At 60.1% G+C, this 14,712-nt stretch carries 15 protein-coding genes; 11 read left to right on the top strand and 4 right to left on the bottom strand.

Annotation, left to right across the window (positions count from 1 at the left end; all coding sequences use genetic code 11):
* Positions 1-357: 357 nt before the first annotated feature.
* Positions 358-1,383, bottom strand: a complete 1,026-nt coding sequence (locus tag ACSSV4_RS20950; RefSeq protein WP_454277005.1) for a DMT family transporter — start codon at positions 1,381-1,383, stop codon at positions 358-360.
* Positions 1,384-1,759: 376 nt separating this feature from the next.
* On the opposite strand from ACSSV4_RS20950, the gene ACSSV4_RS20945 reads away from it, so the two are divergent.
* Genes ACSSV4_RS20945 through ACSSV4_RS20935 form a run of 3 tightly spaced genes read left to right on the top strand, consistent with a single transcriptional unit; the run spans position 1,760 to position 4,208 of the window.
* Positions 1,760-2,482, top strand: coding sequence for a response regulator (locus ACSSV4_RS20945; RefSeq protein ID WP_454277004.1), 723 nt, complete (start codon positions 1,760-1,762; stop codon positions 2,480-2,482).
* Entirely contained in the window at positions 2,479-3,891 is a 1,413-nt protein-coding gene (locus ACSSV4_RS20940) for an ATP-binding protein (protein ID WP_454277003.1), read from the top strand. Before ACSSV4_RS20945 ends, ACSSV4_RS20940 begins: the two co-directional genes overlap by 4 nt.
* Positions 3,888-4,208 (top strand): SHOCT domain-containing protein, encoded by a 321-nt coding sequence (locus ACSSV4_RS20935; protein ID WP_454277002.1) that lies wholly within the window; start codon positions 3,888-3,890, stop codon positions 4,206-4,208. The genes ACSSV4_RS20940 and ACSSV4_RS20935 overlap by 4 nt, the downstream gene beginning before the upstream one ends.
* Positions 4,209-4,289: 81 nt before the next feature.
* On the opposite strand, the gene ACSSV4_RS20930 is transcribed toward ACSSV4_RS20935, so the two are convergent.
* Together ACSSV4_RS20930 and ACSSV4_RS20925 are read right to left on the bottom strand one after the other, a co-directional pair.
* The gene (locus ACSSV4_RS20930) at positions 4,290-6,401 is read right to left on the bottom strand and encodes a protein-disulfide reductase DsbD family protein (protein ID WP_306372209.1); all 2,112 of its coding nucleotides are present in this window, start codon (positions 6,399-6,401) and stop codon (positions 4,290-4,292) included.
* Between the two features lie 295 nt (positions 6,402-6,696).
* A complete protein-coding gene (locus ACSSV4_RS20925) occupies positions 6,697-6,993 on the bottom strand; it encodes a DUF2933 domain-containing protein (protein ID WP_139837417.1) in 297 nt (98 codons plus the stop codon).
* Between the two features lie 181 nt (positions 6,994-7,174).
* Here ACSSV4_RS20925 and ACSSV4_RS20920 point away from each other — a divergent pair, with 181 nt between their 5' ends.
* The 5 genes from ACSSV4_RS20920 to ACSSV4_RS20900 all read left to right on the top strand — a co-directional run bounded on the left by ACSSV4_RS20920 (position 7,175) and on the right by ACSSV4_RS20900 (position 10,913).
* Positions 7,175-7,741, top strand: a complete 567-nt coding sequence (locus ACSSV4_RS20920) for a L,D-transpeptidase (RefSeq protein WP_121143709.1) — start codon at positions 7,175-7,177, stop codon at positions 7,739-7,741.
* A 12-nt stretch (positions 7,742-7,753) separates the two neighbouring features.
* Positions 7,754-8,209, top strand: coding sequence for a c-type cytochrome (locus ACSSV4_RS20915; RefSeq protein ID WP_085818151.1), 456 nt, complete (start codon positions 7,754-7,756; stop codon positions 8,207-8,209).
* A gap of 108 nt (positions 8,210-8,317) precedes the next feature.
* Complete coding sequence (locus ACSSV4_RS20910) at positions 8,318-9,709, top strand: multicopper oxidase family protein (RefSeq protein WP_085818150.1); 1,392 nt, start codon at positions 8,318-8,320, stop codon at positions 9,707-9,709.
* A 59-nt stretch (positions 9,710-9,768) separates the two neighbouring features.
* A complete protein-coding gene (locus ACSSV4_RS20905) occupies positions 9,769-10,167 on the top strand; it encodes a c-type cytochrome (RefSeq protein ID WP_245962869.1) in 399 nt (132 codons plus the stop codon).
* A 20-nt stretch (positions 10,168-10,187) separates the two neighbouring features.
* On the top strand, positions 10,188-10,913 hold the full coding sequence (locus tag ACSSV4_RS20900) for a DsbA family protein (RefSeq protein WP_085818148.1): 726 nt from the start codon (positions 10,188-10,190) through the stop codon (positions 10,911-10,913).
* Positions 10,914-10,966: 53 nt separating this feature from the next.
* Here the strand turns inward: ACSSV4_RS20900 and ACSSV4_RS20895 are convergent, their stop codons facing one another.
* Positions 10,967-11,173 carry a heavy-metal-associated domain-containing protein gene (locus ACSSV4_RS20895; protein WP_057821727.1) on the bottom strand — a complete coding sequence of 69 codons (207 nt, stop codon included), beginning with the start codon at positions 11,171-11,173 and terminating at the stop codon, positions 10,967-10,969.
* 137 nt (positions 11,174-11,310) lie between these two features.
* Here ACSSV4_RS20895 and ACSSV4_RS20890 point away from each other — a divergent pair, with 137 nt between their 5' ends.
* Genes ACSSV4_RS20890 through ACSSV4_RS20880 form a run of 3 tightly spaced genes read left to right on the top strand, consistent with a single transcriptional unit; the run spans position 11,311 to position 14,691 of the window.
* Positions 11,311-13,827 (top strand): heavy metal translocating P-type ATPase, encoded by a 2,517-nt coding sequence (locus tag ACSSV4_RS20890; protein WP_454277001.1) that lies wholly within the window; start codon positions 11,311-11,313, stop codon positions 13,825-13,827.
* 13 nt (positions 13,828-13,840) lie between these two features.
* On the top strand, positions 13,841-14,260 hold the full coding sequence (cueR, locus tag ACSSV4_RS20885; protein ID WP_085818147.1) for a Cu(I)-responsive transcriptional regulator: 420 nt from the start codon (positions 13,841-13,843) through the stop codon (positions 14,258-14,260).
* A gap of 14 nt (positions 14,261-14,274) precedes the next feature.
* The gene (locus ACSSV4_RS20880) at positions 14,275-14,691 is read left to right on the top strand and encodes an ion channel (RefSeq protein ID WP_085818146.1); all 417 of its coding nucleotides are present in this window, start codon (positions 14,275-14,277) and stop codon (positions 14,689-14,691) included.
* Positions 14,692-14,712 lie beyond the last annotated feature (21 nt).

The raw sequence follows: 14,712 nt of genomic DNA, 5'->3' as shown, positions 1-14,712 counted from the left end.
GATCTCGATGTGCGGTGTGAACGTAAGGTCGACCATAAGGTCGGACTTACCATCGCATCCATCGCCCCGTCAGACGGCCTCCGCCGGAGCGTTACGTTAAAGTCGGACCTGAACCCTATCATATGGCGCGCGTCGGCGACGCGCTTATGGTGAGCAGCGCCGTCAAGAACGAGCTATGGGTTCTCGATCCGAAAACGCTTGATCTGCTCGTGATTGTCGAGACGGACAGCACCGGGCATCAATTCGTCCCTATGCCATAGACGAAGCGAACCAAGGTGGCGGGCGTAAACGTACCTGCCACCGCACCGATCAGCCGATGGGTCAAACTTCATCCGGTTAACACATTTTTGCCTACAATTATACGCCCTTAAAGTTGACATCTTTCTCGAGTTCCAAGGACTTCTTTCGGGCACTTTCCCTTTTGCGAACTGCGCTTTTTCGTCCAGATCTGGCCACCCAAATACCAAAAACCATCAAAACCCCTCCTGGAATCAAACCCGATCCAGGGTCTTCATTTAAGATCACCATCGCTATCGCAATAGCAGCCAGTGGTGAAAAGGAAGTGGCCAACGAAACATCACCTGCCTTCGAGTGTTTCAATCCGAAGTTCCACGCAAGCTGTCCGATAATAATGATGAGAATTGCGTAAACCCATATCCACTTGAGCAGTATCGGTTGGAACATTTCGCTAAAATGGTGGTGACCAGAAAAGGTGAGCTGGAAGCTGACGTAGATTAAAGTACCCAATACCGTTCTGAAAATGGCGAAGACTCCAAATGGAACCGTCTCGAGACTTGTCCTGGTGATGATCGTTGAAAGAGTAAACGACAAGGTAGCAGCGACGGCTGCGACCTCTCCCACACCAATCGCGTATCCAATATCGCGATCTTTGAAAGCCAGGATGACAACTGCCCCTAATAGAATGATCAGGTTTCCCGCCATCGCTTTGACATCAATCCTCTCACCCAAGAAGATTGCAGCAAGAATAAGGAAAATGGGAGGATCAATCCGGCTAGCTATGACGACGTTCGTTACGCTGGTGTTTTCCAAGGCAAAAAAATACAGCCCAGGTGTAACGGCGGAGGACAGCACAGCGGATAAGGTCAAAAGCACCCATTCGCGGGAGGAAAGGTCACGAAGCTTTTCAAGCTTCCAGTCCCTACCAAAGAATAGGAGCATTGGGATGAGCGAGATCAAAGATCCTAGAACCAAAAGGTTTGCAAAAGTGATCACATTGTGGCCGTTGATGCGGTTCGCATCTCCAATGCTCACCAACATGGTCACAACGGAATTGGATGCCGCATAAATTATCACAGCAACCCAACAAGACAGTACACCCCACTTTGCTGTGGTCGACTTACGCAATCTAGTGTCCCGTACCATGACCACGGCGGTCGACCCTATCAAACTGAGAGTAAAACAATGGCGGTCCTACTTGGCGCTGCCGCTTGGGGGAAGCGTCCCACATCAAGTGGGGTGCCAGCATCGACCGAATTGGATCATGCTCCTATCAAACTTGCCACCCTGCCCCTTGGCCGGAAGATTTCGCAACTACAGCCCTGGATAAGAAAACTTTTCCCAGCAGTGCGTGTCGTTTGAACCATTGGTTCGTTCCTTTTGTTTGGCATCGTGAGACCATAGGTGGGCGACCGGAAGCTATCGATGGTGGATATGTATCGATCTGTCGCAAAGCCTGACTTTGTTACGTTTCGCGACAAATTTTCTCGGCAACGATCATTTGAGCGCTTAGATAAGGGTCATGAGAAACCCGCCCCACATACTGTTGGTCGATGACAGTGTCGAAATTCGCAAAGCTGTTGCGCGATATCTGGAAAAGAACGACATGCGCGTCACGAGTGCGGTCGATGCAGCCCAGATGGATGACCTGCTGAAGGTCGGCCGCTATGACCTCATCGTCCTGGACGTTATGATGCCTGGCGAAGACGGGATATCGGTCTGTCGCCGCTTGTCCGGCAAGGGGGTGGTACCAATCCTGATGTTGACAGCGCTTGGTGAGGAAATGGATCGTATCATCGGCTTGGAGGTCGGTGCGGATGACTACTTGCCCAAACCGTTTAATCCGCGCGAGTTGCTTGCGCGGATAAAGGCAATTCTGCGGCGGGCGCAGAAACCGGAAGTCTTGGCGGGAAGTCTTACAGGCAGCCTTGTAAGGTTCGCGGATTGGATGCTCGAAACCGACACACGTCGCCTTGTCGCGGCAGACGGCCGAGAGGACGTGCTGACAACATCAGAGTTTAAATTGCTGACAATCCTGCTGGAACGTCCGCGCATCGTGATGAGCCGCGAGCAGCTTTTTGACCTGACAATAGGCGGAACTCCCGCCGCTTTTGACCGGACCATCGACAATCAGATCAGCCGCCTGAGGCGAAAGATCGAGCACAACCCGGGGCGGCCAAGAATCATCACCACGGTTCGAAACGGCGGCTATTGCCTTGCAACGGATGTCGAGGTGCAGCAGTGATCCGCAAGCGTCTGGATAGCTTGCGTGTCCAACTTTTGCTGCTCATTATAGGCAGCCTTCTTGTGGCGCAGACAATAAGCCTGTGGCTTTTCGTGGATGAACGCGGCCTCGCCGTGCGCGCTGCGATCGGGGCAGAGGCGGCCGGACGCGCTGCGAATGTCGCGCTTCTCCTCGAACGGGCACCATCGAACCTTCATGCTTCTATCCTCCGGGCCGCTGACTCCCCGCTTGCAAGGTTTCGGGTCGACCCGCAGGCAGGTGTTGATCATCTTGATCACCGTGCAAGAGGAGCGGTTGAAGCGCGTATAAGGTCGTTGCTGGGGGACGAAGACAGCCGCGAGATTCGCGTGGAGTTGCATGAGGTAGAGCGCGCATTCCCGCCAATGAAGATGATGCCACCGCAGATGGTCGCCGAGCACAAGCAGATGATGCACGACAAGATCTCGGGGCTTGAACTAACGCTCTCAATCGCACTTGCAGATGGCACCTGGCTGAATGTCGACACGCGCTTTCAGCGCCCGCCGTTGCAATGGCCGGTCTTTTCTGCGGTGAGCTTTGGCTTAACGGCGGCCTTGCTAATTGGCGTGGCTTGCTGGTACCTGCTTGCCCGCTTGACGTGGCCGCTCAGGCGTTTAGCCCAAGCCGCCGACAGTCTGGGTCGTGGTGAGGAAAGGGAACCGCTTCCGGTCGCTGGTCCAAGCGAAGTCAGAGATTTGACGGCTACCTTCAATCGCATGCAGGAACGACTGATGCGCACGGTTGCGGACAAGACGCGTATAATGGCCGCTCTGGGTCATGATCTGCGTTCGCCACTGACCGCTTTGCGGGTTCACGCAGAAATGGTTGATGAGGAGGAGACGCGCGACGCCTTGGTGAAATCCATCGAGGAGATGCAGGATATGGTCGAACGCACGCTGGCGTTTGCTCGCGGCATGGCAATCAGTGAATCCCCGGAAACGGTAGAGCTGGGAAAATTTCTCACAGAGCTGAAACGGGACATGGTGGACGCCTTCCAACTCGAAACAGGCGCACCGCTTCAGATAAGGCTTCGACCTCAATCCATGCGCCGAGCTCTGCGGAACATCGTGGATAATGCAGTGCGCTATGGCGAAGGTGTCGAGGTCACCTATACCCGGGAGTACGACAGAGCCTCGATCTGGGTTCGCGATCATGGCCCCGGCATCCCTGATACTCAGCTTGAAGAGGTTTTCGAACCTTTTTTCCGGGTCGAGACGTCACGCTCACGCGAGACAGGTGGCACCGGTCTCGGCCTGTCAATCGCACGCACCATCTTGCGATCGCATGGTGGCGACATCACATTGCGGAACCACCCGGACGGCGGGCTTCTTGTGCGACTCGATTTGCCGTTCTCACAAAGTTCCAACCAGCAAGAAAGGACAAGATCATGAATACCTATATGACCGTCAAAACCAGCGTGGCCGCTCTGTTGGCGGGAACAGTTCCGGCGCTCGCGGATCCGGGCAGCAATGGCAATGACACCTTCGGGCACATGATGTGGGGAGGTGCCCACGGTTGGTGGGGAGGCTTGGGAATGATCCTTTTTTGGGGGCTGATTATCGCCGTTGCCGTCTTCGTCTTCCGTATGCTCACCAGCAACCGCGTTGGCGAGACCCGCGACGCGATCGATATCCTCAAGGAACGCTATGCACGCGGTGAGATCGACGAAGACGAGTTTCAGCGTCGGAAGCAGCAACTTCAAGGTTGAGCCATCAGGCCCCTGCTTGCGTCGCGCCATTCGCCCGTAAGCCAGAAAAGTGGGTAAGGTTGCGGTTTCTTGTTAACCTCATCAATCCTCTGCCACACGTGTATTGGCAGCGTCCTCCAGTGCCTGCATGACCACTTGCGCTGTAAGCAATTCGGGCAGAACGATGCCATCGGGGGCTTCCGGGCCGTAGACCACGTTAAACGGTATGCCGTAGCGGTCGAAGCTTTCCAGATAGCGTGAGATGGTCTCGTCGGGCCGCGTCCAGTCCGCCTGCATTGGGATAACGACGGGCGCACGCAAGGCTGACGCCACCGGTTCGCGGTCCAGCACGAGGGTCTTGTTGGCCTTGCAGGTCAGACACCAGTCGGCGGTGACGTCCACAAACACAACATCCCCTTGCGAAACGTGCCGGGCGATCGCCGCGCGTTCGAATGCGGTCCAATTCGCGGCGACACGGTCTGTCGGCTCGTCACTTTGCGACAGGAGACCGGAAAGGGTAAGAGCAACGATTGTCAGGGCCAAGGCGGCAGACCCGCGCAGGACAGAAGACATGCGCGGCAAGCTCAGAATGGCGACAATGCCGCCGCTCGTCGCGGCAACCGCCCAGACCGACCGTGTCCCGGCGACGCCACCGAGCACCCAGAAAAGCCAAGCTGCGGTCGCCAGCAGGGCCAGCCCAAGGACGATCTTGAGCCAGATCATCCACCGTCCCGCCCGCGGCATCCGGACCACCATGCCCGGAAAAGCCGCCACGATCAGATAAGGCAAGGCCAGCCCCAGGCCAAGGGCAGTGAAAACCACGACGATGTCGATCGGGCGGCCAGCCAGCGCGAACGCCACGGCCGTGCCGAGAAACGGGGCGGAACAGGGCGTGGCAAGAACGGCCGCGAAGGCCCCTGTTGCGAAATCTCCAACATAGCCGCGCCCGCCGCCCGCTTTCGCCAGCCGGGTGTGCGCCGCGGACGGCAAAGAAATTTCGAACAGCCCGAAAAGGTTTGCCGAAAAGACCACCAGAATGACGGCCATCAGTGCAAGAAAGACCGGGTTTTGGAACTGCAGCCCCCAGCCGACCGTCATCCCGATTCCCCGCGCCGCCAGCGTTCCGGCAGCGATAACCCACATGAAGGCCAGAACACCGAAGGCCGAAACGGCAAATCCAGCCCGAACCCGTTGCCGCGACTGACCGTGGGCCTTCATGGCCGAGGAGAGCTTGATCGACAGCACCGGCAGCACGCAGGGCATCACGTTCAGGATGAGGCCGCCGAGAAAGGCAATCGCCGCAATCCAGGCAAGATCGGCCAACCCCGGCAAAACGCGATCGAGGGTGAAGGGCGGCGCTGCGGCCTTATCGCTCAGGGCGGGCATCCAGGTTGCGGCGCGGTCTCCATCCGTCACCGTCACATCGAGTGGTGGCGGGTCATCGGCGGCGGAGAGGATTGGCAGACGGGCCCATAGTAATCGGCCTCCCTCGCCCAAACGAATGTCCGGCTTACCGAAAGCCGTGCCCTTGCCCAATTCGGGAAACACGTCGGGCTCGCCGAAGGGGCGGTCGCTGCGGGCGGTTAAGGTTAGCGCGGACATCTCACCGTCCAGATACGCGGTTTCGACAGAAATGCTACTCGCCGCGCCCTCGTCGGGCACGCGGCCCGCATAGGCCGAAATCAGGGTTGCGGCGTCGGCATCGATTCCGCTGGCCCTTGGTAGCGCCAACTGCAGTTCGAAATCCTCCGGGACGCAAACGGTCGAACATGTCAGGACGTTCACGCCGGCCTTCAACCGGACCGGGGCGCCAGGGTCTGCAAGTGTTATCCGCAGCGGAAAGACCACCTCATCGGAGTAGCCGAAATTCTCGATCCCGAAGGCGGTAAAGCGCTCCGGCGCGGGCCACAGAAACTCGACATTCTCGATGTTCTCCGATCCCGCCCAGTCGATCGACGGCGGGATGCCCACCTCACCGGGCGAGCGCCAGTAGGTTTTCCAGCCCTTCGACAATTCCAAGTGCAGCCCCGCCGAGATCGAACGGGTATCCGGGCTGACCCCGTTCTCGGCCGAGATCAGACGTGCGGTGACGGATGTGCTGGAAAATTCATCGGAACTTGCTGCGAATCCGTATTGCGACGGCAGCACGAGAAGTATTGCCAAGGCCAGCAATACGCCCCCGAACAGCCACACAGTATGGCACGCTTTCATCATATTGTATCCCGCCCTCGCCAATGCTTTCGTCTATCGCGCCGCGCCATAGGCGTGTCAGTTGCCCTCTGGTGGCACGACCAGAAACCCTTCGCGGCCATCGGAACAGGTAATCGCCGCAACGCCATCAGGGCGCGATCTGTTCAGCGTGCACCCATTTGGAAGATGGGCTTGGAAGTCCTGGGTTGCCAGCACCGCTGAACCATCTTGCCGACACGCACCGAGCGCCTCCGAACAGGCCCCGAGCGCAAGCAATGAGACGAGTGCCGCGGCGCGAACGGCGAACATCTGCAGGTGCCTACTCGGGAGCAATCGTCCGGCCAATCGCCGCATGCTTGTCCGCGGCCTCGGAGGTGTTTTTCTTCTCGTCACCATGGCAGGATTTGCCCAAGACACGATGCATCGCGAAATGGGCTCCTAGGCAGACAACCAGCGGCGCGAACAAGATTGCGTTGTTCGTCAGATCGCTCGAAAGGCCACCCGCCGCAAGATAGAGCACGATGGGTGCCAACATGATCGCGCAGCAAGCCCACATCCCGTATTTCATTAACTTGCCGGTGGTTTCGTATAAATCCGGCCTTTCAGTGTTCTTCATGGTTCCGACTCTCGGTTGTTTTAACCCTGCTAAAGGCTTCCCCAGCGGGAAGGTCAACGTTACAAACCGATACGAACTTCACGCTCTTGTCATCCGAACCACCCTTGACCCTCCAGTGGAGGAAGGTGGTTAAAGCCACTCAGCTACAGGACCAGAATCACGGAGGCAGACCATGGGCGATATGTCTTGCAAGAATGTGGGCCGGCGGACCTTTCTGTTTGCTTCGGCCATCGGGCTGGTGTCGCTTGCGGCACCAACCGTGCTGCGCGCTCAGGAGGCTGCGCCGGCGCGCCGGAACATTTCATCTTTCCGGTTGCATGATTGGCAAGACCATTTCGATTCTCTGGGCAAAGGCATTCTGCTGTCGGATACCACAACGCGGGTTCTTCAGCATTGGACGGCTGACGGCGAAATGCGCGTCTACCCCACTTCCGTTCCCATGAGCGACGAGTTGACGCGCCGCGGCTACAGCGAGATCGTCTACAAGGACGATGCGCCGGATTGGGTGCCTACCCCGTCTATGCGCGAGCGCGATCCATCCTTGCCGTCCTATGTCGCCCCCGGCCCCAAAAATCCGCTCGGCGTCCGTGCCATGCATCTGACCTGGCAGTACTACCGCATCCATGGCACCGGTGACACTCGCAAGATCGGTCGCAAATCCTCCAGCGGCTGCATCGGTCTCTACAACGAAGATATCATCGAAGTGTTCGACAGGACACCAATCGGCACCCAGGTCAAACTTATCTGAAGTAAGGATCAAATGAACAAGACAGTTCTGGCCATTCTGGCCTTCTTCGTGTTGGGCGGCGCAGTCGTCTACTGGAACATCGCGCAGCAACCCCAGCAGGTGGGCCACTCGATGGTCCCACCCGACACCAGTGATCTGGAATCGGGCGCGCCCATCGTCGAAGTTTCGCTGCCGGCGGAGCTTTCGGACCAGGCGCAGATGGGCAAGCGGGCCTACGAGGCGAAATGTGCGGAATGTCACGGCAAGAACGCCGCAGGCCAGAACGGGGTCGCACCACCACTCGTGCACAAGATCTACGAACCGAACCACCATTCCGACATGGCGTTCGTGATGGCCGCGAAAAACGGTGTGCGCGCGCATCATTGGAATTTCGGAAACATGCCGCCGGTTGAAGGTTTGACCGATGGCGACGTCAAGCTAATCGCCCGCTATGTACGTGAATTGCAGAGGGAAAACGGGATCAACTGAGCCTTCGGCAGGTTCCGGGCGCATACTGTCGCTTTCCGGCCTGATTTCCTGATCTTCGAACCCGATTGCCGGCGCCGCGATCGCCGCGATTGAAACACAGGACCCTCCATGCCAACGCGACGCGATTTTCTCATGCAGGGGGCGGCTACCACCGCGGCTCTTGCCCTTCCAAAGCGGCTTTATGCCGCAACGTCCGGATTCCAAACCCTCGACGCCCGCACCGCCAGCGTTCAATTGGCGCCGGAAGGTTACCCCGAGACTGATATCTGGGGTTATGGCGGCACGATGCCCGGCCCTCAGTTGCGTCTGCAGCAGGGTGCGCGGCTGCAACGCCGCTTCATGAACGAACTGCCTCAGGCTAGTTCCGTCCACTGGCACGGCGTTCGCCTCGCCAATGCGATGGATGGCGTTGCGGGGCTTACCCAGCCCGCGGTCGAGCCGGGGCAAAGCTTCGACTATGATTTCACCGCGCCGGATGCCGGAACCTACTGGTATCACGCACATAACCGCTCGACCGAACAGGTGGCGCGCGGGCTCTATGGCGCGTTGATCGTCGAGGAATCCGAGCCGCCGGACCTGGATCGGGAAGAGGTGCTGATCCTCGATGATTGGCTGCTCGACCCCGAAACGGCGCAGATCGACCCGGACTTCACCTCGCGCCATGACCGCAGCCATGCCGGGCGGCGCGGCAATTTCATCGCCACCAACGGCCGGCACGACCTTTCCCTGGAGGTGCGCCAACACGAACGTCTGCGCCTGCGCCTCATCAACGCGGCCAATGCAAGGATTTTCGTGCTGTCGCTTCAGGGCATGGAAGGCTGGACGGTTGCGCTGGACGGCATGCCGCTGCCCCGTCCCGAGCCGCTAGCCGAGGCGCTGGTCCTTGGCCCCGGTCAGCGGGCCGATCTGATCGTCGACGTGACCGCCGCGCCCGACGAAACCGCGCATCTCGTTCGCCTTGAGGATCAGGAGGCGGCATCGCAGGTGGCTTTCCCCGTGACCGGATTGGCCTCGGCCGCGCGCCGGGATGCACCGGACGCGCTGCCGCCCAATCCGGGGATGGAGGTGACCGGCCTCGATGACGCCAGGGCCGTGCGGCTCGACATGCAGGGCGGCGCAATGGGCAGGCTCGAAAGCGCGATTCTGAACGGCGAGAAGAAAAGCTTTCGCGAGTTGGTGGATGCCAACCAGTTCTGGTCGTTCAACGGGACGATCGGCATGACCGATGCCCCGCTTGTCGATGTCGAGAAGGGCGAAACGGTCAAGCTTCAGATCTACAACGATACTTCCTTTCCCCACGCGATGCACCTGCACGGGCTGCATTTCCGTGAAATCGGCGAGGATGGCAGGCTCGGTCCCTTGCGCGACACGATCCTGATGTTCGGCGGCCAGACCCGCACGATCGGTTTCGTGGCCGATAATCCCGGCGATTGGCTGTTTCACTGCCACATGCTCAGCCACGCGGCCTCGGGCATGATGACCTGGATGAAGGTGATATGATGCGACGCTGGCTGATCCTCTTTTTGCTCATGGCCGGCGCGGCTGGCGTCGGCGCCTGGATGCTGGCGAAAGGGACATCCGGTACGCCGGAACCGCCGCAGTCTATCGATCTCGCCGAGGGCGAAGAACTCTATCAGGAGTATTGCGCCTCTTGCCACGGGTCCGATCTCGAGGGACAGGCCGGATGGCGCTCCGCCGGAGAGGATGGCATCCTGCCCGCACCCCCGCATGACGAAACCGGTCACACATGGCATCATCCTGATAGTGTTCTGTTCGACTACACCAAGCTTGGCGGAAAGAAGACCCTCGCGAAGCAAGGCGTTGATTTCCAAAGCGGCATGCCCGGTTTCGGTGATGAACTGACCGACGCGCAGATATGGAACATCCTCGCCTTCATCAAATCCACATGGCCCGACCGTCAGCGGGAGGTCCAGGCCGCCCGCAGCGAAGCGGAATAGCAGAAAAGAGGAGACTGAAAATGAGATCGCTTCGATTGGCAGTGCTCGCCGTGAGCATCCTGTTGCCGCTTTCCGCGTTCGCACAGGAGCTGAGCGAGGAACGCGTCAAGGAACTGGCCTTGGAAGCCATTCTGGAAAACCCCCAGATCATCATGGAAGCGGTGCAGCTTCTCGAACAGCAGGAAGCGACCGCGCAGGCAGAGGCCACGGCGGACGTGCTCAAGGAACAACGCCAGCTCTTGGAACAAGCCCCGAACGCGCCGGTGTTGGGCAATCCTGACGGGGACGTCACTGTTGTGGAGTTTTTCGACTACAACTGTCCCTATTGCCGCAGGGCCATGTCGGAGGTTGAAGGTTTGATCGAGGCGGACCCGAATGTGCGGCTCGTCTTTCGCGAATTGCCGATACTCGGCGACGGGTCGGTCTTTGCGGCGAAGGCAGCCTTGGCGGCACGCAATCAGGACAAGTATGAGGAATTCCACTGGGCGTTGATGGGCATGGAGGAACGTGCGCAAGAGGCGTCTGTCCTGCGGATCGCCGAAGAAATCGGCCTTGACGTGGACCAGCTGCGTTCGGACATGGAGGCGCCGGAGGTCCAGGCGCACATCGACGAATCGATGCGGCTGGCGCAGGCGTTGGGTTTCAACGGCACACCGTCATTCGTGATCGGCGACAAACTGGTTCCCGGTTTGGTCGAACAAGACCAACTGGAAGCCTTGGTCGATGAGGCCCGCGAAAAGGAATGAACCTCATGCGACGATGGAGAACTGGCGCCGGAATTGCCCGGCACCGATGATCTTCAGGTCGTCGAAGCAGCCGTGACACCGTAACCGGCATTTCGGATCGCCTCCGTCAGGGCGTGCTCGTTCAGCACGCTATCAACCTCGACTTGCCGCGTACCCGTATCGCAGGTCACGGACGCTGTTGGGTCTATCGCCTTGATCGCCTTTTCGATCGTTGCGGTGCAATGGCCGCAACTCATATCCGGAACCTTGAAGCTGCGCATATCTGTTTCCTCCAGTTCTCGGCATTAGATGCCTGCTTCCCGCATGGGAAGGTCAAGGGCGAAAAAATGTCCCGACGTTGTTGACCTTCCAGCGGGGGGAGCCCTTAGATATCTTTCAGGAGATGAAGGAGACGTTCATGCCGGGCTCAAGAGATTTGCGTTTTTCTATTCAGAACATGTCTTGCGCGTCCTGCGTCGGCCGAGTCGAGCGTGCGCTTTTGGCATTACCCGGGGTCGACGAGGTGAACGTGAACCTCGCCGCCGAAACGGCGCAGGCCCGGATCGACTCGGATGCCCGGATCCCCGAAGTGATCGGGGCGCTGGAGCATGCCGGCTATCCCGCCCGAACGCAGACGGCGCGCCTGAACGTCTCTTCCATGTCCTGCGCCTCCTGCGTTGGTCGCGTCGACAAGGCGTTGGCGGCGGTGCCGGGCGTGCTCGACGTGGACGTGAACCTCGCGTCGGAAACCGCGACCGTAACCTATGCCGAAGACGCTGTCGATCCGGCTGACCTGTTGCAGGCCGCCGAGGCGGCGGGCTACCCGGCCGAGTTGACCGAAGATGCTGCAGAGGATCGCGGCGCGCGCAAGGACGCCGAGGCCCATGCGCTCGCCCGCAGGACCGCTTTCGCGGCGGCCCTGGCCCTGCCTGTCTTCCTGCTCGAGATGGGAGCGCATATCGTGCCGGGCATGCACGAGATGATCGGCCGCACGATCGGGCATCAGACCAGCTGGATGATCCAGTTCGTGCTGACGAGTGTGGTGCTGTTCTGGCCCGGGCGCCATTTCTACACCAAGGGGTTCCCGTCCCTGTTCAAAGGCGCACCTGACATGAACAGTCTTGTCGCGGTGGGCACGGGGGCAGCTTATCTCTATTCCGTTGCCGCGCTTTTCGCGCCCACGGTGCTGCCCGAGGCGGCCCGCGCCGTCTATTTCGAGGCCGCTGCGGTGATCGTCGTTCTCATCCTTCTGGGCCGCTGGATGGAGGCACGCGCCAAGGGCCGCACCGGCGCCGCGATTCAGAAACTTCTGGGCCTGCAGGCCCTCACGGCGCGGATTCTGGTGGAGGGCGAGGCGCAGGACGTGGCAATCGAGCGCATCCGCGTGGGCGACACCCTGGTCGTGCGGCCTGGCGAACGCATCGCTGTGGACGGCGAGGTGACGCAAGGCAGCGCCCATGTCGACGAGAGCATGATCACTGGCGAGCCGTTGCCCGTGGCCAAGGCCGAGGGCGATCCCGTCACCGGCGGCACGGTGAACGGCACCGGCAGCTTCCACTTCCGCGCGACCCGCGTGGGGGCGGACACGACGTTGGCGCAGATTATCCGCATGGTCGAAGACGCTCAGGGCGCCAAGCTGCCGATCCAAGGGTTGGTGGACCGGATCACGCTCTGGTTCGTGCCGGCGGTCATGGCACTGGCCGCCGTGGCCGTTCTGGTCTGGCTGCTGGTGGGGCCGGCGCCCGTGCTGTCCTACGCGCTCGTTGCAGGCGTTTCAGTGCTGATCATCGCCTGTCCTTGCGCGATGGGGCTGGCGACACCAACCTCGATCATGGTCGGCACAGGGCGCGCGGCCGAAATGGGTGTCCTTTTCCGCAAGGGCGATGCGTTGCAGCAACTGACTGGCGTGGACGTGGTGGCTCTTGACAAGACCGGCACCGTGACCGAGGGCCGCCCCGAACTGACCGACCTCGTGCTGGCCGATGGGTTCGAGCGCTCCGAGGTTCTGGCCCTCGTCGCGGCGGTCGAGGCGCAGTCCGAGCATCCCATCGCCGAGGCCATCCTGCGCGCGGCGCAGGCTGAAGGCGTGGCGCGTCACGAGGTCGAGGGGTTTGACTCGATCACCGGCTTCGGCGTGCGGGCCACGGTCGCCGGGCGTGAGGTGCTGGTCGGCGCGGACCGCCTGATGACCCGCGAGGGGTTGAGCATCGAGGCGTTGGCCGAGATCGAGCGCCGTCTTGCAAAAGAGGGCCGCACGGCGCTCTTCGCAGCGGTGGACGGGCAGGTCGCGGCGCTCATCGGCGTGGCCGATCCGGTTAAGCCCACCAGCGCCGCGGCCATCGAGGCGGTGCACGACCTTGGGCTGAAGGTCGCGATGATCACCGGCGACAAACGCGAGACGGCCGAGGCCATCGCACGCGAGACCGGCATCGACCATGTGATCGCCGGGGTCCTGCCCGATGGCAAGGTGGCGGCGCTGGACGCTTTGCGGCAGGGTGGCCGGCAGATCGCCTTCGTCGGCGACGGCATCAACGACGCCCCGGCGCTGGCCCATGCAGATGTTGGCATCGCCATCGGCACCGGCACCGATGTTGCCATCGAATCCGCCGATGTCGTGCTCATGTCGGGTGATCTGCGCGGCGTAGTGAACGCACTCAACGTGTCTGCCCGTACCATGCGCAACATCCGCCAGAACCTGTTCTGGGCCTTCGGCTACAATGTCGCGCTGATCCCGGTGGCGGCAGGTGTGCTCTACCCGGCCTTCGGGCTTTTGCTGTCGCCGGTGCTGGCCGCCGGGGCAATGGCGCTGAGCTCGGTCTTCGTACTGACGAACGCGCTGCGCTTGCGCCGGGTCCGCCCAGCCATGGATGAAGCCAGCAGCTTGAAATCTGAAGGGGCGGGTTCTCTGTCCCCTGCCCCTGTCGCCGCTCAATAAGGAGGATCATGACATGAATATCGGAGATGTCGCCACCCTTTCGGGCCTGCCAGCCAAGACGATCCGCTATTACGAGGATATCGGGCTGGTCAAGCCCTTGCGCAGTTCGAACGGTTATCGCACGTTCCGTGAAAGTGACGCGCACAAGCTCGCGTTTCTGGGACGCGCCCGTGCGCTCGGTTTCACAATTGAAGATTGCCGCAATCTTCTTGCGCTCTACGAAGACGAAGAGCGTGCCAGCGCCGAGGTAAAGGAGATCGCCAAGCAACATCTTGAGCGAATCGACGGCAAGATCAAAGAGTTGAAGGAAATGCGCGCAACGCTCGCCCATCTTGTCGAGGAATGTGCCGGAGATCATCGCCCGGATTGTCCGATCCTGGCCGATCTGTCCATGAAACGGCGCGACGAAGACATGCGCCGGAAATCGGCGTAATCGGATCAGCAGCCTTGGCTTGGGCTCTTCTTCTGGCGATCATCCTTTTCGGCCTGAGCGGGCTCGTGCATGTTCGCGCGATGACCTTAGTGATGAATGGTACCGGGCACGCGCCGTTCGCAAAGCCCGTGCGTTTTTTGTTTGCCCTCTATTCCCTTGCGACCGCCCACATAGTCGAAGTCGGCGTTTACGCCCTCGGTTTCAGTGTTGGTGAATTGATGGGTATCGGCGGCTTTGAACAGGAGAACGTCGACACGTTCATGGACGTTTTCTACTTTTCCTTGGTCAACTATTCGTCCCTCGGCCTTGGCGATATCTATCCTACGGACCATCTGCGTTTTCTGGCCGGTGTCGAGGCCCTGAATGGCTTTCTCCTAATTAGTTGCTCGGCCTCCACCATCTTTCTCGTGGTTACGAGAGCGAAAGAATAGGAACGCTGCATTCTCGCGTGC

This window comes from Roseovarius sp. MBR-154, assembly GCF_053628595.1.
This window is presented reverse-complemented; position numbering and strand designations above follow the sequence as displayed.